This window comes from Paraburkholderia sp. FW306-02-B, assembly GCF_058782725.1.
This window is the reverse complement of record NZ_JBYSXZ010000001.1, coordinates 2,052,293-2,073,722: the sequence shown is the minus strand read 5'-3', so window position 1 is coordinate 2,073,722 and position 21,430 is coordinate 2,052,293. Positions and strand designations below refer to the sequence as shown.

The window sequence follows — 21,430 nt, the reverse complement described above, 5'->3', positions numbered from 1 at the left end:
CACCGGCGCGCAGACTGTGCGTCCGTGCGGTGAGGTCGATCGATTCGTGCCGGCGTGCTGGGTAAGCGCACCGATAGGCAGCGTTTTGGCAAGGGTCCCTCGCTCGGTCCGTGCGTAGCAGATGGTTGCCGCCGGTTGCTAGGCTTGCGCCCGGCGGGCCGCTTATGCTGGACTTTTATTGCGCACGATGCAAGCCCGGACAACGCGGGGCGATCGAAGCGGGGGCGCGACGCTCAGGGCGAATGGGGGTGAATCAAGGTGGCTCATGGTGGTTCAGCGGCGACCGGCCTTATAGCCAGCCTGCTTTGCGGAAGCGCCAGTACAGCACCAGGTCGACCGTCAGCATGACGGCCAGACAGACCGGATAGCCGTACTGGTAGTGCAACTCGGGGATGCTCTGAAAGTTCATCCCGTAGATGCCCGCGATCATGGTGGGCACCGCGAACAGCGCGGCGAACGAGCCGAGACGCTTGGTCACCTCGCTCTCGGCGAGCGAGATCATCCCCAGATTGACCTGTACCGCGGTGACGACCATTTCACGCCTGCCCTCGATGGTTCTGACGATCCGCTCGAGGTGATCGTAGACGTCGCGAAAGTAAGCCTGCATGCCGTCGCAGATGCTCGGAATGCGGCCGCCCGTCAGCTTGCTGATCGCTTCCTGCAAGGGCGTGATGTGATGCTGGAGGATCACGAGGCGCCGCTTGAGCGAGTACAGATCCTCGATGATCGCGCGCGAAGCCGCCGAATTGTTGCGCTCGAAGATGCGGTCTTCGAGCGCCTCGATCTCGGTGTTCATTGCCTCGATGACCGGGAAATAGCGATCGACGACGTCATCGGCCAGCGCGTACAGCACGAACGCCGACCCTTGTTTGAGCAAATTCGGCTCACGTTCGCAGCGGGCACGCACATTCTGAAAGCCGACGCGGGTGCCGCGCCGCACCGACAGCACATAGTTGCGCCCGACGAACACGTCGACTTCGCCGATCAGCAGTTCGCCTTCTTCGTCCATCTCGACGGTGTGCAGCACGGCGAATAGCGATTCGCCGTATTCCTCGATTTTCGGGCGCTGATGGCCGTTTTGCGCGTCCTCGATCGCGAGCTCGTGCAGGCCGAACTCGTGTTTCATCACGGCCAGCTCGCCAGGGCCCGGGTCTTTCAGCGCGACCCAGACGAAGCACTCGGGTCGCGCTACGTAGTCGCTGATGTTGTCGATCTCGATGTCAGCCAGCTTCCGGCCGTCCTGATAGGCGGCGCAATTGATCAGCATGTTGGATTACCTTGAAAACGGAAACAGACCGGTCGCCGTCGCGGTGTGCGTCAGCGCGGCGTCAGGTCTGCACGAGCGAATACGCGCTAGCCGCCATGTTAAGTGCTCTGAGTGAACGCTGTGTATCGAATTGTTAAACCTGGAAGCGGCGCGGCGTGGTGCGTGCCTGGTGTGGCGTGGCGTGTTACAGGGCGACGCGGCGCAAGGCGATGCGGTGATCCTGGCCGAACGTAACCGAAGCGCGGTTCGTGTAGCGTGTATCCGCCGTCACCGTGAATTGCAACTCGACAACCGGATCGAACTGCGTGGACACGCCGATGCGATGTACGCCCGGGTTCAGGTAGAAGACCACATGCTCGCCGTTCATCAGATCGGTGACCTGCTCGCCGTCGATATACACCAATGCATCGCGAAACCGGACGATGACGTCGCGCGAACGCTCACGGCGCACGTCTACGGCAACCAGTCCGGCCGCGGGCTGCGTATAGCCTGGCTTGACGATGCGCGCTGACGGCACTTCCTTGAACGGGACAGGCTCGGCGGGCGTCGAGGCGCAACCGGCCAGCGACGCGATGACGTATGTGAGCAGCATGGCTTTCCAGCGGAAGTGCGGGCGCGTCGGCATGCTGGGTCTCCCTGTTGTTGGTTGTCGTGTTACGTCTCGCTCCTGACGCATTGCGCGATGCCTGATGCAGGTTGTGCCGCCACACGTGAATCGACCAGATCGTTCACTGCAAAGGATGATAGCAATGCGCGACCGCTCTACCATCCGGGCCGAACGGCGAAACTCGACGCGCGCGCTTGCGCGGCGCGGCGTCTTTCTTCATGATCGCTGCAAAGGACTGCTGTGTGGGCGCTGCCGACTGCGGATTTACCCTCGGGCCCACCGCGTGCTACCTTTGTTTGCCAGCATGTTTGCTTCGCTGTACCGGCTCCGCGTAACGCCTCGCTGTGCGCCACGCCGGACATACGATCAAGGAGACCGCAATGTGGTATTTCAGCTGGATTCTCGGCATCGGCGTGGCCTTGGGCTTCGGCATCATCAATGTGATGTGGCTCGAAGCCAACGACACATTCGCGCGTGAGCCGTTGCGCACCGACCCGCACGGCAGCCCGCCAGACACCCCCGCGGACACGCCTTCGTGACCCATCTGGTTTTCTTCTGCGGTCACGCAGGCACCGGCAAGACCACGTTGGCAAAGAAACTGATCGGCCCGCTGATGAGCGCGAGCGCCTCGCCCTTCTGCCTGCTCGATAAGGATACGCTGTACGGCAGCTACAGCGCGACCGCCATGGCCATGCTGACCGGCGATCCGAACGACCGCGACAGTCCGCTTTTTCTGCAGCACCTGCGCGACGCGGAGTATCGCGGCCTGCTCGATACCGCTCGCGACAATCTCGAACTCGGTGTGAGCGTGCTGGTGGTCGGGCCGCTCTCGCGTGAAGTTCGCGAGCGGCGCCTGTTCGATCGCGCGTGGCTGGGTGTCGGCGCGGATGTGGCGCTACGGGTCGTGTGGGTCTATACGTCGGAAGAGCTGGCGCATCAGCGTATCGTCGACCGCGGCAATCCGAACGACGCATACAAACTCGCGCATTGGAACGAGTATCGGCAACGCCGCTTCGTGCCGAGCGGCGACATCTGCGAAGACCTGTTGATGTTCGACAATACCGCGCCAACTAACGCGGACTACGAAGCGTTGCTCAAGCGGATCGTAGGCGAACCGCAGGCGTGGGGGACGATGCTGCCACCCGTGCCGGCGTAGCATCGCCATCCGAAACAAAGACGCCCCGCCTGGCGGGGCGTTCGGTTGGTCCTCTGCGGGGCCTTCTTCCTTGCTCGCGGCAGACATGACCGCGTTGCCGCACGGCCCCCGGTTGTGAGCCTGACGGCGATAGTGACGGCTTATACCGTCGCCATCGCATCCAGCGACTGCCCTTCGTACAACTGGCCGAAGCGGTTCGCGAGAAAGTCGCGCAGCGACACCTGCTCCTGGCGCACGAAACCGCTTTGCGGCAGCTTCTTCTCGCGGAACAGATCGAGCACCGCGCACATCGCGCCGGCCGTGGTGATCTGGATCGCGCTCATCGCCACGCCGCACACCGTCTTTGCGAAGATCTTGCGGGTGAACACCTCCTGCACCAGTTGACCGTCGCGCATGCCGCTCACCGTGATGAACACCAGCACGACGTCCTGGGCGGTCGAAGGCACCGAACGGCGCATGATGGTCTTGAGCGTGTCGCGGTCGCTGGACAGGCGCAGATCTTCGAGCAGGAACTGCATCAGGTTGCGGTGGCCCGGGTAGCGCACCGACTTGTAGTCGAGCGATTCGACCCGGCCCGACAGCGTTTCGCACAGCGTGCCAAGGCCGCCTGACGTGTTGAAGGCTTCGTATTCGGTGCCGTCGAGCGAGAAATGTTCGAGGCCTTCGAGCGGCTGCACCCACTGCGTGCGGCTGTCGCGAATCGCTTCGCATGGCTGGCAATACTCGTTGATCAGACCGTCGACGCTCCACGTCAGGTTGTACTTCAGCGCATTGGTCGGAAACTCCGGCAACGCGCCGACGCGCATCTTGACGTCGCGGATTTCCGTGAAGCGGTTCGCCAGTTCGTACGCGGCGATGCCGATGAAGCCCGGCGCCAGACCGCACTGCGGCATGAAGGCGTGATCGGCGTCGTCGGCGATCGCGCGGATCGCGTGGGTGGCGCGCACGTCTTCGGTCAGATCGAAGTAATGGACGCCCGCGCCCTTGGCCGCCGACGCGACATTCACCGCGAGGTAATACGGCAGCGCGTTGACGAGCGCATCGAAACCCTGCACGGCGGCGCGCAGCGCGGCGGCATCGGCGGAATCGACGCGGCGGGTCGGGATGCCCTGGGCGGCGAGCTTGTCGAGCGCGTGCTGATCGCGGTCGAACGCGACGACGTCGTAGTCGCCGGTCTCACGCAACATGTGGGCGATGGTGTGACCGATCAAGCCTGCGCCAACGATGGCTACTTTCATGCGCTTCTCCTTGTTTTCTGTGTGCTGTCTCGAGCTTGGGAAGTGCGCGGAGCTTAGGCGCCGCGCGCTGCGGGCTGAACCCTTGAGACACAGTTTAGGGAGAAGCAAAAACAGTTCATACACGCAAAATGCTGCGCTATGACCATAAGTTTCGACGTTATGACGAAATAGTCAGTCGATATGTCGAAAACGTATTAAAACGGCGTAAAAAGCGGGTCCCACGGTCACACCATTCCCCGATCGATCTTGCGCGCCAGGATGATCGAGGTCGTGGTCCGTTCCACCCCTTCCAGTTCGCCGATCTGGTCGAGCAGATCGTTGAGCCGGTCGGGCGAATCGGCGCGCAGCCACGCGACGTAGTCGAACTCGCCGCTCACCGCGCACAGCAGTTGCACCTCGGGCATCTTGCCGAGGCGCTTCTGCACCGCCGGCCCGTACTTCGGCGCGATGATGATGCCGACGTACGCATAGATGCTCGAGTCGAGCACGTCCTGGCCGAGCCGCACGCTATAGCCCGCGATCACGTTGCTGCGTTCGAGCCGCGCGATGCGCGCAATCACGGTGGTGCGCGCCACGTCCAGCTGGCGCGCGAGATTGGCGACGCTCTCGCGGGCGTTGGCTTGCAGCAGCGCAACGAGGTTGCGGTCGAGGTCGTCGAGTTGGTCGAGGCGCGGAGGTCTCATCGAGGGCGGAAGAAGTTGGTCAGCGATGGAGCGGATTATCGCGCGTCTTCAGCATCGAGCGGCGAGCAAGGGAACAACGAACCGCGCGCTCATGCACCGAACCTCATACATCGAACCTCAGACGCCGAACCGCTCGATCACGAAATCGATGAAGGTGGTGAGCTTGGGCGTCGCGCGGCGATCACGCGGGTAGATCAGATGAACGGGCGCGCCATCGGGCAGATAGTCCTCGAGCACGGACACCAGTTCGCCGCTGGCAATCTCCTTGGCGAGTAGCGCTTCGGGCTGCAACACCAGCCCGAAGCCGCGCAACGCGGCGACTTTCAGTGCCTGGCCATTATTGGCCCGAAACCGACCGGCGCGCAGCTGGTTTTCGTCGGCGCTCTCGCCGCCGAGGCGCCACAAGCCTTCGCGGCCCCAATGCAGAAAGCCCAGGCATTCGTGCTGCGCCAGATCGGCCGGTGTGCGCGGCGTGCCGGCGCGCTGCAAATACGCCGGCGACGCGCACGCACGCATCCGGTACGGCTTCAACGGCCGCGCGACAAAACTCGAATCCGGCAAATGACCGATTCGCACTGACGCGTCGAAACCCTCTTCCACCAGATCGATCACGCGATTCGACAGATCCAGTTCGAGGGTGACGTCCGGCCACGCGGTCAGATAATCGGTCATTGCCGGCGCGAACACTTCGACGCCGTAGGTCAGCGGCACCGTCACCTTGAGGACACCGCGCGGCGCGGCCGCCATCGCCTCGGCAAGCGACTCAGCCTCCTTCACGTCGGCCAGAATCCGCTTGCACTGCTCGTAATACTGGCGGCCGATCTCCGTCAAACTTTGACGACGCGTGGTGCGCGTGAGCAGCCGCGTCGCGAGCCGGGTTTCGAGCGAGCGGATGTGTTTACCCACCATTGCCGACGAAATATCGAAACGCTCGGCTGCTGCCGTCAGACTGCCCGCCTCTACCACGGCGACGAAGATTTCCATGCTGACGAATTTATCCACCGGCTATTTCCTGTTCGTTTCGGTTGTAAGCGTTTGTCGCACTGCAGCCGCATTGTAGGGATATCGTGATACTAATAGCGTCGACGGCGAAGCGGGCAGCCGGCCGCCTTGCGTCGCCCCGAGGGCAGACGCGTGGTGTGCCGCTCGCCATGCGCGCCTTGTCCCAATTCGAACAGACATCAGGAGTTTCGATGAAAAAAGCACTGGTTATGCTGGCCTCCGCACTCGCCATGAGCGGTGCATTCGCACAAACGTCCGCGCCGGCATCGGCACCGGTGAGCGCGGCCGCTTCGGCACCCGCCGCCAAAGCTGGTCACGAGCGCAATGTCGAAGACCGCATCACCTACCTGCACACGCAGTTGAAGATCACCCCGGCACAGGAATCGCAATGGAACGCGTTTGCCGATGTCATGCGCAACAACGGCCAGGCGATGGGACAGTTGTTTCAACAGCGCAAGGCTGCGACGAATCTGTCGGCGCTGGACGATATGAAGCAGTACGCGACTATCGCGCAAGCTCATGCGGATGGCATGAAGAAACTGGTCGACGCGTTTGATCCGCTGTATAGCAGTTTTTCTCCGGAACAGAAGAAGCTTGCTGATGCGACTTTTCATCAGCCTGGCGGCGAGCATCGGCGCCATGGTAAGGGGGCCGGGAAGCAGGCTCCGGCTGATGATGCGGCTGTGAAGCCATAAGGTTGGGGTTTTGCGCGTAGCGCGGTAGTCGGTTTTTTTGCCTATGCGGCGCTATGGTGGTGTGCCTGGGGCGGTGGGCTTTTGCTTGCTCTTTTTTGCCTTGAGCGGCGGCATTCTTCTGTGTGCCTACGGTGTTGGGTTTTTCTTTTGTTTTTGGTTTATTAGCGTTCCCCCTGTGCGGGGGAGCACCTACTTTTCTTGCAGCCGCAAAGAAAAGTAGGCAAAAGAAAGCGGCTCAAACCGCTAGCTTTGAAGCGGGTCCCCTGGCTTGGAGGAGGCAGTGGAGCATCTGGAATCTGTGCCCTCGCACATTTAGCCCTGGTGACAAGGCAGTCATACTTCCGGCGGCGCTGCGCGCGCCGACGCGGTACTTCATCAAACCGCCCGCCATTTTTGGCACGCTACGCTACTTCATCGAACCGTCAGCCTCTTTAGCGTGCTGGCCGCACTCCCAAAACCGTAATCCATTCGGCGCCTCGCCGAGGTGAAACCGATGACCCCACCAAACCAAAAACGAAGCCACTGGTTTGCCCGGCGGACCGTTCAGGTAAGCACGCAGTGCGAGGCGGGAAGGATGACTGCCTTGTCACCAGCGCGGAGTGCGCGGGAACACCGATTCCAGATGCTCCACTACCTCCTCCAAGCCAGGGGACCCGCTTAAGCGCTAGCGGTGTGAGCCGCTTTCTTTTGCCTACTTTTCTTTGCGGCAGGCAAAGAAAAGTAGGTGCCCCCCGCACAGGGGGAACGCTAATAAACCAATATCAAAGCAAGGAAAGGCCAACGCCGCAGGCATAACAACCATAGCGCCGCGTAGGCAAAAAAACATCAATCTCCGAATCCATCTGGCATGATGCACATACCCAAACCACCTGCCCTTAAGCACGTGACCCTGGCGCCGCCTTCCCGTCACCAGAACCAGAACCCACACCAACCCGCTTCATGACCGAACTCAAAAACCTCGACCTGCGCTCCGACGCAACCGCCCACCGCGTTGTCAAAAACGAAACTGTCGGCGTCGAATTCGCCGCCGCCGAAGGCGAACTGATGAGCCTGGAAGGCCCGAACCGTTATGCCCGCGGCGATGCGCTGATCACCGGTTCGACCGGCGATCGCTGGGTAGTATCGCGGGAGCGCTTCGATGCCAAATACCTGCCGGCGGATGCCGCCCTCACGCACGGCGAACCGGGCGCCTATCGCAACCGTCCGGCAATCGTGCTGGCCAAGCAAATGAATGAAGCGTTCTCGCTCGCCCGCTCGGCAGATGGCGGCGACGTGCTGCACGGCGCAGCCGGCGACTGGATCATGCAATACGCCCCCGGCGACTACGGCGTCGTGCAGGCCGCGCGCTTCGCGAAAGTCTATCGCCGCGCGGACTGACACCCGCGCTGCCCCCGCGCTGCCCCTTGTGGGCGTCGATCGATACCCCCCGCCGCCGGGAACCCCGAAAACTCTTCGACCCGCACACACATTCACGCTCGAACCAGCGGCGTTACGCCACCCCGTCAAGCAAACTCATCACCCAGATCCACGGTGACATCGCGCGGCACCGTCTCGCCGTTCGCGTACTGCTCCTCGAGCGAGCCAATGCTCGCTTCGACATATGCCCGCAGCACCGCGAAACTCCGGCCGCGCAGCCGCGCCGGCAACGCGCAATAGCGCGCCCACGCGGCCGGCGCGATTACCACGTTCATCACGATCCGGCGCGCAGCCGCACCGAATCGCATGGCCACCCAGTGAATCGCCAGCGTCGGCGTGCCTTCGTCGGCAGGCCGTTGCACGAACTGGGTTTGTTCGGGGAACAGATCGCTGATGACACGCGCCAGTTCCTCGAACTCGGGATTCGCGCAGTCGTATTGGTAAGCTTCCATGAGGGGCCGAAAGTGAGAAATTCGTCGATGATGTGTGCATTAATCCGCGCTGCGACGCGATCAGGCGGCCAGCGCCGGTCGCCGGAACACCCTGACCAGCACGCCCGCGACAACCAGCGCCCCTAGCGCATACGCTCCGTCCACCGCGGCGAGCGGCACGAGGTTCGCCTGGAACAGCGCGGCCGGCACGTCGACCAGCGCGTGCAGAACGATCGCCAGCGGCAGAATACCTCGCCAGCCCGCCCGCAGGCCACGCCACATCAAGACCGAAAGACCGATCTGGAACACCAGCGCGGCCACCCGTTCAAGCGCGAAAATGCCGGCCGTCTGCGACGTCAGGCTGGCGAGAATCAGATGGATGCGCATCAGCGATTCGGCCGGCAGGTTGCTCAGGTAGCCGTCGAGCTGGCCGCGGTTTTCGAAGACCGCGAACAGAATCCACTGCACCTGCACCAGCACGCCGACCAGCCACACTTCGGCGCCGCCGTGGCCGAGGCCGTAGGTGAGCGCGGCGCCGTCGCCCGCAAGCGCAGTAGCGGACGCAGGTTTCGCCGCCGCGCGCCTGAGCATCAGGCGCATACCGATGAAACGCCCCACTTCCTCGCAGATACCCGCGGCCAGCGCGCCGTACACGACGAACGCCAGCGGATTCGACAGCAAGGTGGCGCTCGCCTCGTTCCGATGCAGCAGGTAGTCGTTCAGCGCGCGCTCGATCACCATTGCGAACAGCGCGAACACAGCAATGCCGACAATGGCGTCACGCGGGTTGAGCGCGAGCGGCCGGCGCAGACGGCGATACACAATGAACGGTAAGGCGGCGACGAACAGCGTCGCGAGAGCGACGCTCGACAGGGTAAGCGGTGCAACAACCATGAGTTTCCTTGCGGTGACCGGCGCGCACCCGCTGCGCGCCGCAGCCCGCATGATCGCAGATCAGCGCGAAGTTGACGCGCGGACGATCAATTCGCCTGGCAGCAGGCAATCGCGAGCCGTTGTCTGGACACCCTCGATGCGCTCGTGCAGAAACTCGACCGCGCGGTAGCCGATCTCGTAGGTCGGCTGGCGGATCGTCGTGATGCCGGTCAATTCGGCCCACTCCGGGTCGTCGATCGACATCAGCGCGACGCGCGCTTGCCAATCCGCGCCGTAACGCGCTTTCAGGTGCAGCGCAAGGCACAGCGCGACCGGCGCGTTGGCCGCGAACAAGGCGACGCGGCCGGGCTTGCGCGCACGGCCGCCACTGCTCGCCGCGGCCTCGAGTGCGCGATCCAGCTCGGCGAGGCCGCGCTCGACCGCTGCGGTGTCCGCGAGGTTCAGCACCAGCGTATGCCCACACGCGCCACCCTTGCCGCCCGTTCCACCCTCGCCGCTCATCACGTCGCGAAACGCCGCCTCGCGCAGTTGCCGCGAGCTGACCTGCTCGAACGGCTGCACGACAAACCAGATATCGTCGAAGCCGTTCTCAAGCAGATGCCGCGTACCGAGCTCAGCCGCCGCCCGGTTGTCCAGCCCGACCATGTCGGTCACGAGGCCATCCACCGTGCGGTCGACCAGCACCGCCGGAATCCCGCCGCCGCCCACCGGCCGCAGCGTTTCTTCACGCACGCCGAGCGCGTTGACGATCACGCCTTCCACGCGATAGGTGGTCAGCAGTTGCAGATAGCGCCGCTCCATTTCGACTTCATTGGCCGCGTGGCAGATCAGTGTCATCAGCCCGAGCGCGTGGCACGCCGCTTCGACGCCTTGCAGCACTTCGACCGTGTACGGGTTGGTCAAGTCGGCGAGCAGCATGCCGATCAGCCGGTTGCGGCCACGCTTCAGGCCGCGTGCCATCTGGTTCGGCTGATAGTCGAGCCGTTCGATCGCGGCTTCGATGCGCGCGCGCAATTCCGGCGACAGCACGCTCATTTCGCCGTTCAGATAGCGCGAGATGCTGGTCTTGCCGGTACCGGCTTCGCGCGCGACATCAGTAATCGTCGCGCGGCGCGGGGTAGCAAGGGGCGTGGTGCTCATTTGCCCAGCACTTCGCGGTTGACGATATTGGTCGTCAGTGTGCGCTCGAGCGCGGCGACGAGATTTTCCGCCGCGTTGCGCGCCATCGCATGCCGGGTTTCGTGGGTGGCCGAGCCGATATGCGGCAGCGCGACCACGTTCGGCATTTTCAGAAGCGGCGAATCGGCCGGCAGCGGTTCGGTCTCGAACACGTCGAGACCCGCGCCGTGAATCGTGCCGTTTTGCAGCGCTTCAATCAGCGCCTTTTCATCGACCGTGGCGCCGCGCGATGCATTGATCAGGATCGCGCTTTGCTTCATCGACTTGAGCTCTGCCGCGCCGATCATGTGCTTCGTCTCCGGCGTCAACGGCACTTGCAGACAGACGAAGTCCGCGCTGGCGAGCAGCGCCGGCAACTCGACGCGCCGTGCGCCGTACGCCTGTTCCGCGTGCGGGTTCGCGCTCTGGTTCGCGTACAGCACCTTCATGTTGAAGCCGAGCGCCGCGCGGCGCGCGACCGCGCTACCGATCCGCCCCAGACCGATGATGCCGAGCGTCTTGCCCTGCACATCCACGCCGAACAGCGCCGGCCCGATGCTGCGCTGCCAGTTGCCGGCTTTCACCCATTGCGCGAGTTCGACCACCCGGCGCGCCGAGGCAAGAATCAACGAGAACACCGTGTCCGCAGTGGATTCGGTCAGCACGTCCGGCGTATGCGCGAGCAGGATGCCGCGGCGCGTCAGGTCGGCGACGTCGAACTGGTCGAAGCCCACCGAGATGGTCGACAACGCCTTCAGCCGGGTCGCGCCTTCGAGCATCGCCGGCGTGATCCTGACGCTCGAACCGATGCCGCCGTCCGCGTCCTTCAACGCGGCGACGAACGTGTCGTACCGGGTGGGGTCGACCTGCACGACTTGCGCATGCTGTTGCAGATACGCGAGCACGTCTTCGGGCAGCGCCTTCCAGGCGACGATCTTCTTCATCAGCTTATTTTCCTTGCAACGGTGTGGCGAGCGCAGGCGCCGTGGCGATCGACTGCGGCTGCGGTTTGACGATCAGCGTCAGGATCACCGCGGCGACCAACGCCACGCTCATAAACGCATAGGATGCCGCAGGCGAGCCGGTCGCGCCATTCAGATAGCCGACCACATACGAGCCGACGAACGAACCGAGCGCGCCCATGCTGTTGATCAGCGCCATCGCACCGCCCGCGACGTTCTTCGGCAGCAGCTCCGGCACGATCGCGAAGAACGGTCCGTACGGCGCGTACATCGCGGCGCCGGCGATCACCAGCAGCGCATACGAGACCCAGAAGTGCGTCGAGCCGAGCGCGTACGATGCCGCGAACGCGACCGCGCCGGCCAGCAGGAACGGCCACACGAACACCTTGCGGCGGTTGAGTTTATCCGATGCCCACGACGCTGCCAGCATCGCGATCGTTGCAGCCAGATACGGCAGCGCCGAGAGCCAGCCGGTTTCGACCATGCCGAGCGTCGAACCGTTCTTCAGGATCGACGGCAGCCACAGCACGAAGCCGTACACGCCGATGCTCCAGCAAAAATATTGCGCGCACAGCTTGATCACCGCGGGCGTGCGGAACGCTTCGCTGTAATTGCGCACCGGCTTGATCGCCGCCTGTTCGGCGCGCAGCGTTTCGGCGAGATCGTCCTTTTGCTGCTGGGTGAGCCACGACACCTGCTGCGGCTTGTCCTGCACGATGAACCACCAGCAGATCGCCCAGAGAATCGCGGGCGCGCCTTCGGCGATGAACATGTGACGCCAGCCGAACGAATGCACCAGATAACCCGACACCACCGACATCCACAGCACCGTCACCGGATTGCCGAGAATCAGGAAGGTGTTGGCGCGCGATCGCTCGCGCCTGGTGAACCAGTTGCTGATGAAGATCAGCATCGCGGGCATCACGGCAGCTTCGACGACGCCGAGCACGAAGCGGATCACCATCAGCGACGGGATATTGCTGACCATGCCGGTCAGCGCCGCGCAGCCGCCCCACAGGACCAGGCTCCAGAACACGAGCTTTTTCACGCTGCGCCGTTCCGCATAGATCGCGCCAGGAATCTGGAAGAAAAAATAGCCGAGAAAGAACAGCGCGCCGATCAGCGACGACAGCCCTTTGCTGATGCCGAGATCCTGATTGATGCCAGCGGCCGACGCGAAACCGTAGTTCGCGCGATCCAGATAAGCGAGGCTATAGGTGATGAATACGATCGGCATGATCGTCCACCAGCGGCGAATCGCAAGCGATGAAGTCATGGGTGTCTCCTTACTACTTCCCGAAACGGTGATGGGGGGGGGGTCCAGTGGCGCTGTTCGAGCGCTCTTGTCGTTATCGATTTCGTTGCGTGCGGCGGCTGTGCGATGGCTGAACGTCAGGCCGCTGTCGCAATGTCCGGCACATCGGCGAGCTCCAGTGCGTCGAGTTCCACGCGGCTCGGCAGACCTTCGGAATCGCCGATCACCTGAATCGCCAGTCCGCCGATCCGGTTGCCGCGCGCCACCGCCTGCGGCAGCGGCTTGCCTTCGAGCAACGCGCTGACCACGCCGACGGCGAATCCGTCGCCCGCGCCGACCGTATCGACCACCTTCGCGACCGGCTTGCACACGACCACGCCGGCATCGTCGGCGGTGCGGAAGTACGCGCCTTGCGCGCCGAGCTTGATAATCACGCCGCGCGCGCCTTGATCGAGATAGAAACGCGCGATGTCGTCCGGTTTGGTGTAGCCGGTCAGAATCCCGCCTTCGCCGATACCCGGCAGCACCCAGTCGGCCAACGCCGCCAGCGCGTTCAGACCTTCGACCATCGCGGCGCGCGAGGGCCACAGCGTCGGGCGCAGATTCGGATCGAACGAAATCGTCTTGCCGGCGGCGCGCATTTCACGCGCCAGATGGAACGCCAGTTCGCGCGAGCTTGCCGAGATCGCCGGGGCCACACCCGTCAGATGCAGGTGACGCGCGGACAGCACGTAATCCGCCGCGTAGTCGGCCAGCGACAGGTGGCTCGCCGCCGAGCCCTTGCGAAAGTATTCGACCGACGGATCGCTGCCGTCGTCGCATTTCGACTTCAGCTGGAAGCCGGTTGGATAGCGCTCGTCGGTCGTGACGCAACGCTGGTCGATGCCCTCTTTGCGCAAGGTGTCGCGCACGTACTGGCCGAACGAATCGCTGCCGATGCGGCTCATCCAGCCGACTCTGAAACCGAGTCGCGAGAGGCCGATCGCCACGTTCAGATCGGCGCCCGCGACGCGCTTCGTGAAGTGCCCGACGCTGGCGAGCGGGCCGGTTTCGGCGGCCACGAACATGGCCATCGCTTCACCGTAGGTGATGACGTCGAGTGCTGCGGGTATCCGGGTTGTCTCGTTCATGCTTGCTCCTGCGTGTTCTTTGGCTATGTGTGTCTTGCTGCTTGCGTGGCGTGCGTGGCGTGTATCGCTTGTATCTATCGATGCGTTTTCTTGCCGTTCTCTCAGGTCCCGCGCACCGCTCAGGCAGCGGCCAGCCACGCGACGTAATGGGCCGCGTCGGCCTCGATGCGCGTGGCATCGAAGGGAAACTCGATGGCGCGCGGCACATCGCGCGGCAAGCTGGCGAGCACCGCCGCGAACTGCGCGTCGTCAGCGGCCGGCGCGCTCGCGAAGCGGCGCGCGCCCTCGCCGGTCATCGTCTTGCAATGAACGTATTCGACATGCGCCGCGAGTTGCTGCGCGGCCTCGAGCGGCGCGACACCGCGCCACAGCCAGTTGCCGATGTCGAACGTCATGCCGAGCACATCGGTGTGGCCTTCGCGCGCCAGGGCGTCGAACAGGCCGACGAATTGCGCGAGCGAGCCACCCTGCTCCAACTGGCCGTTTTCGACGACGAGCCGCGGACTCATCCCGCGCAAGCAGGCAGCAATCGCCGCGCCGTTCGCTTGCGCGGCAAAGCCGCCGAGCTGCAATTTCACAAAACGCGCGCCGAGTGCCGTGGCCTCGGTCACTGCGAGACGCAACGCGTAGATATCGAGCACGCCTTCGGCCGTGTACAGCAAATCCGGCGTCGAGTAGACCGACCACAAGCCGAGTTTCGCCATGGCGTTGCCCAGCGTGCGCAGCGCTTCAATCGAGGCGTCAGCATCGCTCGCGAACAACTCGCGGCGCACCTCGAAACCACCAGCACCAGCCGCCGCGCTCACGCTCGTCCACTTCGCGTGGCCGCCGGCGCGGACCGCGTCCATCCCGAATGCGCTTGCGACAATCACCACATCAGCCATGTCGAATTTACCCAGCCCTAGTTCGGTACCGGCAAATGGAACCGGTTCCAAACTGCGATCTAAAAAAAGCGCTGTTGCGCTTGGATGGGCGAATAGTGCGCCGAGGCGATGGGAGTTCACCATAGTGGAATTCCCCAGGCCTCAAATTGGCACGCTCGTCGCTCAGCGATCAGGGACGTCCGCAAGACATATCACAAGAAACCGCTCAACCACCCGCGAGGGCGCGCTTGCATGCGGCACCAGAATCGACAGCCGCCGCGTCAACGGCTCAGGGCTGAGCGAGAACAGGCACAGCGCGCCGTCTTCGTGCCGCATCGACATCGCCGAGACAAAACCGATGCCCATGCCGGCCCGCACTGCTTCCTTGACGCCTTCGACCCCGGCAATTTCCAACGCGACGCGCATCGGCACGCCCGCCCGCGCGAAAGCCCGCTCGACGATCTGCCGCACCCCCGAACCGGCTTCGCGCAGCACCAGCGAATGTGCGCCGAACGCCGCCAGTTCCACCCGCCCGCCCTCGCCAGCCGCGCCGCCGGGCTGCGCCAATGGATGCGCGCGCGGCATGATCGCGACGATCTCGTCCTCGCGCCACGCGTGCACCGCGGTGTCCGGCGGCAGATCCGAACCGACCGGCCCCTCGATCATCGCGATGTCGACGGAATCGAGCGCGCCGACGATTTCCGTGGTGTTGCCGTCGGCGGTATGCAGCGACACGTCCGGATAGCGGCGATGAAAATCGGCGATCAGGTAGGGCAGCAGATAACTGGCTGGCGTGGTGCTCGCGCCGATGCGCAAGGTGCCCTGCTCCATGCCACGCAACGCGTCGCGGTACGCGTGCGCCTGACGCCACGTGTCGCGCAGCCGGGTGGCGTAGCTGGCGAGTTGCTCGCCGGCGGGCGTGAGCCGCACGCCGCGACCGTCGCGTTGATACAGCGGCTCGCCGAATTCGTCCTGCAACTGCCGCAATTGCCCGGATACCGCCGGCTGCGACAGATGCAGGGCCACAGCCGCCCGGCTGATATTGCGATGCTCGGCAACGGCGGCGAACGTTATAAGTTGATCCGGGGTCATGATCGCAAATATATCAGTGCAGCCGATACTTTACATCCTAAATCACGATTTTTCATATCGATATATCTAATTTAGGATTAGCCCATCGAATCAAGACAGTCACAGGAAGGCATCACGCCATGTCCACTGCACATCTCACTGCTACCGCCCCATCAGCCGGGTCTTCAACCCGTGGCCAACTCAACGGCATTCTGTTCGTCGCACTGTTCGCCGCCGCCGTGACTCGCATCGCGTCGATTCCCGCCATCGCCGGTCTGGGTTTGAGCCCGCTGATCGTCGGTATCGTGGCGGGCGCCATTTACGGCAACGCGCTGCGCGACGGCATGCCCGAAAGCTGGGCGGCCGGCGTCAACTTTTCGGCGCGCAAGCTGCTGCGCATCGCCGTCGCGTTCTTCGGATTGCGTGTCAGCTTGCAGGAAATCGCCCAAGTGGGTCTGCCGGGGCTCGCGGAATCGGTGCTGATCGTGGTGAGCACCCTCGTGATCGGCACGTGGGCCGGCATGAAGATCATGAAGCTCGATCGCGACACGGCGCTCCTGACCGCCGCCGGCAGCGCGATCTGCGGCGCGGCCGCGGTGCTCGCCTTCGAATCGGCGCTGCAATCGAAGCCGCACAAGAGCGCGATGGCAGTCGGCAGCGTGGTGCTGTTCGGCACGCTGTCGATGTTCCTCTACCCGGTGCTGTTCAAGGCAGGCTGGTTGCATCTCGACACCGTGGGCGCAGGCCTCTTCTTCGGCGGCACGATTCATGAAGTGGCGCAGGTAGTCGGCGCGGCCAGCAATGTGAGCCCGGAAGCGACCCACGTCGCCACCATCGTCAAGATGACTCGCGTGATGCTGCTGGTGCCGGTGCTGCTGGTAATCGGCATGTGGGTGAACCGCTCGGCGCGCCGTGCATCGGCTTCGGCTTCAGCGCAAGACGGCACGCACCACGCACCGCGCAAGCTGGCGATTCCCTGGTTCGCGCTCGGCTTCCTCGCCTTCGTCGTGATCAATTCGCTGCACGTGTTGCCCGAAACCGCGACGAACACGCTGAACACGCTCGACACCTTCGCGCTCACGATGGCCATGACCGCGCTCGGCATCGAAACCCGCATCTCGCAGATCCGTCAGGCCGGGCCCCGCGCGCTGACCACCGGCCTGATCCTGTATGTGTGGCTGATTGCCGGCGGGCTGGGAATCACGTGGCTGGTCCAGTACCTGCTCGGTTAAGCCGCCCTCGCCTTCAAACCAACCCCGCCGCGTGCGGGGTTTTGCTCGTTCAGGAGAACCATCCGGCGCGCTCACACGGCATACTGGTTGCTGACGTAACCAGTTCACGCAAACCCGTTCATGCAACCGGAATGAGGATCGATCGATGAGCCTGGAACTTTACTATTGGGACGGCTTGCAGGGCCGCGGCGAATTCGTGCGGCTGGCCCTGGAAGAAGCCCGCGTCGACTACGTGGAAGTGGCACGCGGCAAGAAGTCCGACGGCTTGGGCACGAGCGCGATGATGTCGCTAATGAAGAGCAATGACGAGCCGTATCCGCCGTATGCGCCGCCGTTTCTGAGAGACGGCGATCTCGTGATCTCGCAGACCGCCAACATCCTGTTCTACCTCGGCCCGCGTCTGAACCTGGCGCCTGCAGCCGAGAGCCTGCGCTACGTCGCCAACGGCCTGCAACTGACAATCGCCGACGTCGTCACCGAAGCGCACGACACGCATCATCCGCTCGCTACCGGCCTCTATTACGAAGACCAGAAAGACGCCGCCCGGCTGCGCGCGCACGACTTCATCGACAATCGGATTCCGAGGTTCATGAAGTACTTCGAGCGCGTGCTGAGACAGAATCCGGCCGGCGATCAGTTCATGGTGGGCGACGCGCTGACTTACGTCGACCTGTCGATGTTCCAGTTGATCGACGGTCTGCTGTATGCGTTTCCGCGCGCGCTCAAGCGTTTCGGCGAGCACTATCCGCGCCTCGCCGCGCTGCACGATGCGGTGATGGCGCGGCCGAACATCGCCGCCTATCTCGAGTCCGACCGGCGCATCGAGCATAACGAGGCTTGCATCTTCCGGCACTACCCTGAACTCGACAAGGCGGCGGCTTGATCCACGCCGCCATTCTTCGACCGCCGACGTCATCGCGCCCGCTTAAGATAGCGGGCGCGGTGCTGTTCCGACGCGCGCTTTTCATCCACCCATCACGCCCTCCACTGCCGACGTGCTTTCATTCCTGCTGAAGCTGCGCACCCGCGCCCAACGCCTGTTCCGCCTTTCCGATGCCCATACGATGCTGGTCTGGTCGGTGGTGGTCGGCGTCGCGGGCGCGTTCGCGACGATCCTCTTTCGCGAAGGCATCGCGCTGCTGCAACTGGCGGTATCGGGCAAGTCCGGCAGCTTCGTCGAAATGGCGCGCAGCTTGCCGTGGACCGTGCGCGTCTGGCTGCCGGCCGCGGGCGGTCTGATCGCCGGCTTGATTCTGCTGATCGCGCAGCGTCACGCCGACAAGTGCAATCACATCGACTACATGGAAGCGGTCGCGATCGGCGACGGCGTCGTGCCCGTGAAGCTGAGCTTGTGGCGCAGCGTGTCGTCACTGTTCACGATTTCGAGCGGCGGCTCGATCGGCCGCGAAGGTCCGATGGTGCAACTGGCAGCGCTGGCCGCGTCGCTGATCGGACGCTGGGTGCACTTCGACCCGCCGCGCCTGCGCCTCCTGGTCGCGTGCGGCGCCGCAGCCGGGATTACGTCCGCTTATAGCGCGCCGATTGCCGGCGCGTTTTTCGTCACCGAGATCGTGCTCGGCTCGATCGCGATGGAAAGCTTCGGCCCCGTGGTGGTCGCGGCGGTGGTGGCCAACATCACCATGCGTGAATTCGCGGGCTACAAGCCGCCGTACGAGATGCCGGTGTTCCCGCCGGTGGCAGGCGTCGAGGTGCTGCTGTTCGTCGCGCTCGGCGTGCTGTGCGGCGCGGCCGCGCCGCAATTCCTGCGGCTGCTCGATGTCTCGAAGACCGGCTTTCGCAAGCTGCCATTGCCGCTGCCGGTGAGACTTGCGCTCGGCGGTCTGGTGGTCGGCATTCTGTCGGTGTGGTCGCCCGAGGTATGGGGCAACGGCTATAGCGTCGTCAACTCGATTCTGCACTCGCCGTGGACCTGGACCGCGCTCCTCCTCGTGCTGGTGTTCAAGCTCGTCGCGACGGCAGCCACCGCCGGTTCCGGCGCGATCGGCGGTGTGTTCACGCCGACGCTCTTCGTCGGCGCGGTGGTCGGCTCGCTGTTCGGCCAGGGCATGCATGCGCTGTGGCCGCACGGCACCTCGGCGCCGTTCGCGTATGCGATGGTCGGCATGGGCGCGTTTCTGGCGGGTGCCACCCAGGCGCCGCTGATGGCGATCCTGATGATCTTCGAAATGACGCTCAGCTATCAGGTGGTGTTGCCGCTGATGCTGTCGTGCGTGGTCGCCTATTTCGTGTCGCGCGCGATTGCGAAGACTTCGATGTACGAAATCACGCTGCGCCGCAATCGCGAGGAACAGGAGCGCTCGCGGCTGCGCGCGACGCAGATGCGCGAGCTGATCCGTCCGGCCGAAACCGTTGTGCCGCCCAACGCGACCGTGCACGATATGACGCGCGTGTTCCTCGAATATCCGGTGAAGTACCTGTACGTGGCCAACGAGTCCGGCGCGTTTCTCGGCGTGGTCGCGCTGAAAGACATCACGTCCGATCTGCTCGACAGGCGCGACACGTCCGCGAAAACTGCAGCCGACTATCTGCAGTCGCATTTCGATGTGCTCACACCGGATATGCCGCTCGGCGTTGCATTGCAGCACTTCATGGCGTTTCAGGGCGAGCGGCTGCCGGTGATCGAAAGCACCGCGCATCCGACGCTCGCGGGCGTGGTCTACAAGACCTCGCTGCTCGACGCGTATTTCCGCATGAATCCGAACCGTTAAGGCCGCCGTACATAAAGCCGCCGTTCAGTCCCGCCGCGCGCTTCGAGCGGCGCCGCACCAACGCACGCAGCGAGCCGTGCAAAGCGCGTCAGATTCTCTACAATGGGAAAACGCTGCAGCGTTTACACGCAGCGCACGTTACGCCGAGACGGGCGCACCGAGACGCCCGCCCTTCGATCGGAGCGAAGATGAGCGAACCGTCCCTCGATGCCGTGCGCCGCGATCAGGCGGGCTGGATTTTTCTGCATATCGAAGGCGAGCCGTACGATCGCGGCGAGCAGCACGGCCAGTTGCTCGCCACTGAAATCCAGAACGCGATCCGCACCGCCCGCTACCTCGCAAAGTGGGATACCGGCGAAGACTTCGACACCTTCGTCAACGCCGCCGTCGCCCAGTTCGCGCCCAAACTCGACAGCGAATTCGCCGACGAAATCCAGGGCATCGCCGACGGCGCGAAGCTGCCGTTCGCCGAAGTATTGGCCTGGAACGGCTACATGGACCTGTTGCAAAGCTGGTGGCCAACGCACGCGCAGCAGCAACAGCCACGGCTCGGGTTAAAACCGTGGCGCGGGCGGCGCGGCCACCATTGCAGCGCGTTCATCGCCACCGGCAACGCCACGCGCGACGGCCGCATCGTGATGGCGCACAACTCCTGGGACCGCTACGCCGCGGGCGACGCGTTCAACGTGATATTCGACATCGTGCCGGATCGCGGCAACCGGATTCTGATGCAGGGCCTGCCCGGCTGCATTTCCAGTCTCACCGATTTCTGGGTGACGGCCGCCGGCCTGATGGTGACCGAAACCACCATCTCCAACTTTGTCGGCTACAACCCGTCGGGTGCGCCGGAATTCTATCGCTCGCGGCGCGCCTCGCAGTACGCAAACAGCATCGGCGAATGGTGCGAGATGTTCGCGATCGCCAATAACGGCGGCTATGCGAACAGCTGGCTGCTCGGCGACACCAAAACCGGCGAGATCGCCCGCTATGAACTCGGGCTGCACTATTCCGGCTTCGAAAGCACGAAGGATGGTTTCTACAGCGGCTACAACACCGCGACCGACCTGAAAATCCGCAACCAGGAATGCATCGGCGAAGGCGAAGACTATACGGACGTGCGCAAGAACGGCGCGCGGCGGCTGCGCTTCATGCAGCTCGAGGAGATACATCACGGCAAGATCGACGTCGAACTCGCCAGGCAGATGATCGCGGATCATCACGACGTCTATCTCGATCGCAACGACAACCCGTGCTCGCGCACCATCTGCGGTCATCTGGAACTGGATGACGCGCGCTTCGGCGGCACCGATCATGGGCCGTTCAATCCGTGGGGCGCCAACGACGGCAAAGTGGTCGATAGCGAAATGGCGCGCCATATGGCGTTCAGTGCGCGCTGGGGCCACCCTTGCGGGCGGCCGTTCGATGCCCAGGCGTTCATGAAACGCCATCCACAGTGGAACTGGCTCAACGGGTATATGCGCGACCGGCCGTCGTGGCCGTGGACGCGCTTCGAGGTTTTGCGCTAGACGCTATTCGTTGCGACCAGCCCGCAGTACTCCATTCGCCGCGTCATACTGCGAAGCAGCATAAACCCAGCACGACCGTTCGCGACGGACCGGCCTTTTTCCTGCCATCATCTGA

General features: G+C 63.8%; 21 protein-coding genes. 8 read left to right on the top strand and 13 right to left on the bottom strand.

Features of this window, described 5'->3' with window-relative positions:
• Nucleotides 1–289: 289 nt before the first annotated feature.
• On the bottom strand, nt 290–1,267 hold the full coding sequence (gene corA / locus AC3WOG_RS09140) for a magnesium/cobalt transporter CorA (RefSeq protein WP_492577681.1): 978 nt from the start codon (nt 1,265–1,267) through the stop codon (nt 290–292).
• A gap of 184 nt (nt 1,268–1,451) precedes the next feature.
• Complete coding sequence (locus AC3WOG_RS09135; RefSeq protein WP_492577680.1) at nt 1,452–1,892, bottom strand: hypothetical protein; 441 nt, start codon at nt 1,890–1,892, stop codon at nt 1,452–1,454.
• A 362-nt stretch (nt 1,893–2,254) separates the two neighbouring features.
• Here AC3WOG_RS09135 and cydX point away from each other — a divergent pair, with 362 nt between their 5' ends.
• Both cydX and AC3WOG_RS09125 read left to right on the top strand, forming a co-directional pair.
• Nucleotides 2,255–2,413: a cytochrome bd-I oxidase subunit CydX gene (cydX, locus tag AC3WOG_RS09130; RefSeq protein WP_492577679.1), complete on the top strand. Its 159-nt coding sequence runs from the start codon at nt 2,255–2,257 to the stop codon at nt 2,411–2,413.
• On the top strand, nt 2,410–3,030 hold the full coding sequence (locus AC3WOG_RS09125; RefSeq protein ID WP_492577678.1) for a P-loop nucleotide/nucleoside kinase family protein: 621 nt from the start codon (nt 2,410–2,412) through the stop codon (nt 3,028–3,030). Before cydX ends, AC3WOG_RS09125 begins: the two co-directional genes overlap by 4 nt.
• Before the next feature lie 140 nt (nt 3,031–3,170).
• On the opposite strand, the gene AC3WOG_RS09120 is transcribed toward AC3WOG_RS09125, so the two are convergent.
• The 3 genes from AC3WOG_RS09120 to AC3WOG_RS09110 form a co-directional block, all read right to left on the bottom strand.
• Nucleotides 3,171–4,268, bottom strand: a complete 1,098-nt coding sequence (locus AC3WOG_RS09120; RefSeq protein WP_492577677.1) for a saccharopine dehydrogenase family protein — start codon at nt 4,266–4,268, stop codon at nt 3,171–3,173.
• 224 nt (nt 4,269–4,492) lie between these two features.
• Nucleotides 4,493–4,951: an Lrp/AsnC family transcriptional regulator gene (locus AC3WOG_RS09115; RefSeq protein ID WP_410837778.1), complete on the bottom strand. Its 459-nt coding sequence runs from the start codon at nt 4,949–4,951 to the stop codon at nt 4,493–4,495.
• 117 nt (nt 4,952–5,068) lie between these two features.
• Nucleotides 5,069–5,953 (bottom strand): LysR family transcriptional regulator, encoded by an 885-nt coding sequence (locus tag AC3WOG_RS09110; protein WP_492577676.1) that lies wholly within the window; start codon nt 5,951–5,953, stop codon nt 5,069–5,071.
• A 191-nt stretch (nt 5,954–6,144) separates the two neighbouring features.
• Here AC3WOG_RS09110 and AC3WOG_RS09105 point away from each other — a divergent pair, with 191 nt between their 5' ends.
• Nucleotides 6,145–6,648, top strand: a complete 504-nt coding sequence (locus tag AC3WOG_RS09105) for a Spy/CpxP family protein refolding chaperone (protein WP_492579748.1) — start codon at nt 6,145–6,147, stop codon at nt 6,646–6,648.
• 939 nt (nt 6,649–7,587) lie between these two features.
• A complete protein-coding gene (locus tag AC3WOG_RS09100; RefSeq protein ID WP_492577675.1) occupies nt 7,588–8,025 on the top strand; it encodes a PGDYG domain-containing protein in 438 nt (145 codons plus the stop codon).
• 125 nt (nt 8,026–8,150) lie between these two features.
• Here AC3WOG_RS09100 and AC3WOG_RS09095 read toward each other — a convergent pair whose 3' ends face one another.
• From AC3WOG_RS09095 to AC3WOG_RS09060, 8 genes are all read right to left on the bottom strand, one after another.
• On the bottom strand, nt 8,151–8,516 hold the full coding sequence (locus tag AC3WOG_RS09095) for a DUF3022 domain-containing protein (RefSeq protein WP_492577674.1): 366 nt from the start codon (nt 8,514–8,516) through the stop codon (nt 8,151–8,153).
• Nucleotides 8,517–8,576: 60 nt separating this feature from the next.
• The gene (locus tag AC3WOG_RS09090; RefSeq protein ID WP_492577673.1) at nt 8,577–9,389 is read right to left on the bottom strand and encodes a YhfC family intramembrane metalloprotease; all 813 of its coding nucleotides are present in this window, start codon (nt 9,387–9,389) and stop codon (nt 8,577–8,579) included.
• Between the two features lie 60 nt (nt 9,390–9,449).
• On the bottom strand, nt 9,450–10,529 hold the full coding sequence (locus tag AC3WOG_RS09085) for a LacI family DNA-binding transcriptional regulator (RefSeq protein ID WP_492577672.1): 1,080 nt from the start codon (nt 10,527–10,529) through the stop codon (nt 9,450–9,452).
• On the bottom strand, nt 10,526–11,491 hold the full coding sequence (locus AC3WOG_RS09080) for a 2-hydroxyacid dehydrogenase (RefSeq protein WP_492577671.1): 966 nt from the start codon (nt 11,489–11,491) through the stop codon (nt 10,526–10,528). The genes AC3WOG_RS09085 and AC3WOG_RS09080 overlap by 4 nt, the downstream gene beginning before the upstream one ends.
• 4 nt (nt 11,492–11,495) lie before the next feature.
• A complete protein-coding gene (locus AC3WOG_RS09075; protein WP_492577670.1) occupies nt 11,496–12,785 on the bottom strand; it encodes an MFS transporter in 1,290 nt (429 codons plus the stop codon).
• A gap of 116 nt (nt 12,786–12,901) precedes the next feature.
• Nucleotides 12,902–13,894 (bottom strand): sugar kinase, encoded by a 993-nt coding sequence (locus AC3WOG_RS09070; RefSeq protein ID WP_492577669.1) that lies wholly within the window; start codon nt 13,892–13,894, stop codon nt 12,902–12,904.
• A 119-nt stretch (nt 13,895–14,013) separates the two neighbouring features.
• Entirely contained in the window at nt 14,014–14,778 is a 765-nt protein-coding gene (locus tag AC3WOG_RS09065) for a sugar phosphate isomerase/epimerase family protein (protein ID WP_492577668.1), read from the bottom strand.
• Between the two features lie 162 nt (nt 14,779–14,940).
• Complete coding sequence (locus AC3WOG_RS09060) at nt 14,941–15,849, bottom strand: LysR family transcriptional regulator (RefSeq protein ID WP_492577667.1); 909 nt, start codon at nt 15,847–15,849, stop codon at nt 14,941–14,943.
• A gap of 119 nt (nt 15,850–15,968) precedes the next feature.
• On the opposite strand from AC3WOG_RS09060, the gene AC3WOG_RS09055 reads away from it, so the two are divergent.
• The 4 genes from AC3WOG_RS09055 (at nt 15,969) to AC3WOG_RS09040 (ending at nt 21,315) form a co-directional block, all read left to right on the top strand.
• Nucleotides 15,969–17,060, top strand: a complete 1,092-nt coding sequence (locus AC3WOG_RS09055) for a YeiH family protein (protein ID WP_492577666.1) — start codon at nt 15,969–15,971, stop codon at nt 17,058–17,060.
• Between the two features lie 145 nt (nt 17,061–17,205).
• The gene (locus AC3WOG_RS09050; protein WP_492577665.1) at nt 17,206–17,943 is read left to right on the top strand and encodes a glutathione S-transferase; all 738 of its coding nucleotides are present in this window, start codon (nt 17,206–17,208) and stop codon (nt 17,941–17,943) included.
• A gap of 112 nt (nt 17,944–18,055) precedes the next feature.
• Nucleotides 18,056–19,789: a ClcB-like voltage-gated chloride channel protein gene (locus tag AC3WOG_RS09045; protein ID WP_492577664.1), complete on the top strand. Its 1,734-nt coding sequence runs from the start codon at nt 18,056–18,058 to the stop codon at nt 19,787–19,789.
• Nucleotides 19,790–19,977: 188 nt separating this feature from the next.
• On the top strand, nt 19,978–21,315 hold the full coding sequence (locus tag AC3WOG_RS09040; RefSeq protein ID WP_492577663.1) for a C45 family autoproteolytic acyltransferase/hydrolase: 1,338 nt from the start codon (nt 19,978–19,980) through the stop codon (nt 21,313–21,315).
• Nucleotides 21,316–21,430 lie beyond the last annotated feature (115 nt).

Coding starts and splice junctions, on each gene's coding strand:
- corA (WP_492577681.1), bottom strand. CDS start 1,267: ATGCTGATCAATTGCGCCGCCTATCAGGACGGCCGGAAGCTGGCTGAC.
- AC3WOG_RS09135 (WP_492577680.1), bottom strand. CDS start 1,892: ATGCCGACGCGCCCGCACTTCCGCTGGAAAGCCATGCTGCTCACATAC.
- cydX (WP_492577679.1), top strand. CDS start 2,255: ATGTGGTATTTCAGCTGGATTCTCGGCATCGGCGTGGCCTTGGGCTTC.
- AC3WOG_RS09120 (WP_492577677.1), bottom strand. CDS start 4,268: ATGAAAGTAGCCATCGTTGGCGCAGGCTTGATCGGTCACACCATCGCC.
- AC3WOG_RS09115 (WP_410837778.1), bottom strand. CDS start 4,951: ATGAGACCTCCGCGCCTCGACCAACTCGACGACCTCGACCGCAACCTC.
- AC3WOG_RS09105 (WP_492579748.1), top strand. CDS start 6,145: ATGAAAAAAGCACTGGTTATGCTGGCCTCCGCACTCGCCATGAGCGGT.
- AC3WOG_RS09100 (WP_492577675.1), top strand. CDS start 7,588: ATGACCGAACTCAAAAACCTCGACCTGCGCTCCGACGCAACCGCCCAC.
- AC3WOG_RS09095 (WP_492577674.1), bottom strand. CDS start 8,516: ATGGAAGCTTACCAATACGACTGCGCGAATCCCGAGTTCGAGGAACTG.
- AC3WOG_RS09090 (WP_492577673.1), bottom strand. CDS start 9,389: ATGGTTGTTGCACCGCTTACCCTGTCGAGCGTCGCTCTCGCGACGCTG.
- AC3WOG_RS09085 (WP_492577672.1), bottom strand. CDS start 10,529: ATGAGCACCACGCCCCTTGCTACCCCGCGCCGCGCGACGATTACTGAT.
- AC3WOG_RS09080 (WP_492577671.1), bottom strand. CDS start 11,491: ATGAAGAAGATCGTCGCCTGGAAGGCGCTGCCCGAAGACGTGCTCGCG.
- AC3WOG_RS09075 (WP_492577670.1), bottom strand. CDS start 12,785: ATGACTTCATCGCTTGCGATTCGCCGCTGGTGGACGATCATGCCGATC.
- AC3WOG_RS09070 (WP_492577669.1), bottom strand. CDS start 13,894: ATGAACGAGACAACCCGGATACCCGCAGCACTCGACGTCATCACCTAC.
- AC3WOG_RS09065 (WP_492577668.1), bottom strand. CDS start 14,778: ATGGCTGATGTGGTGATTGTCGCAAGCGCATTCGGGATGGACGCGGTC.
- AC3WOG_RS09060 (WP_492577667.1), bottom strand. CDS start 15,849: ATGACCCCGGATCAACTTATAACGTTCGCCGCCGTTGCCGAGCATCGC.
- AC3WOG_RS09055 (WP_492577666.1), top strand. CDS start 15,969: ATGTCCACTGCACATCTCACTGCTACCGCCCCATCAGCCGGGTCTTCA.
- AC3WOG_RS09050 (WP_492577665.1), top strand. CDS start 17,206: ATGAGCCTGGAACTTTACTATTGGGACGGCTTGCAGGGCCGCGGCGAA.
- AC3WOG_RS09040 (WP_492577663.1), top strand. CDS start 19,978: ATGAGCGAACCGTCCCTCGATGCCGTGCGCCGCGATCAGGCGGGCTGG.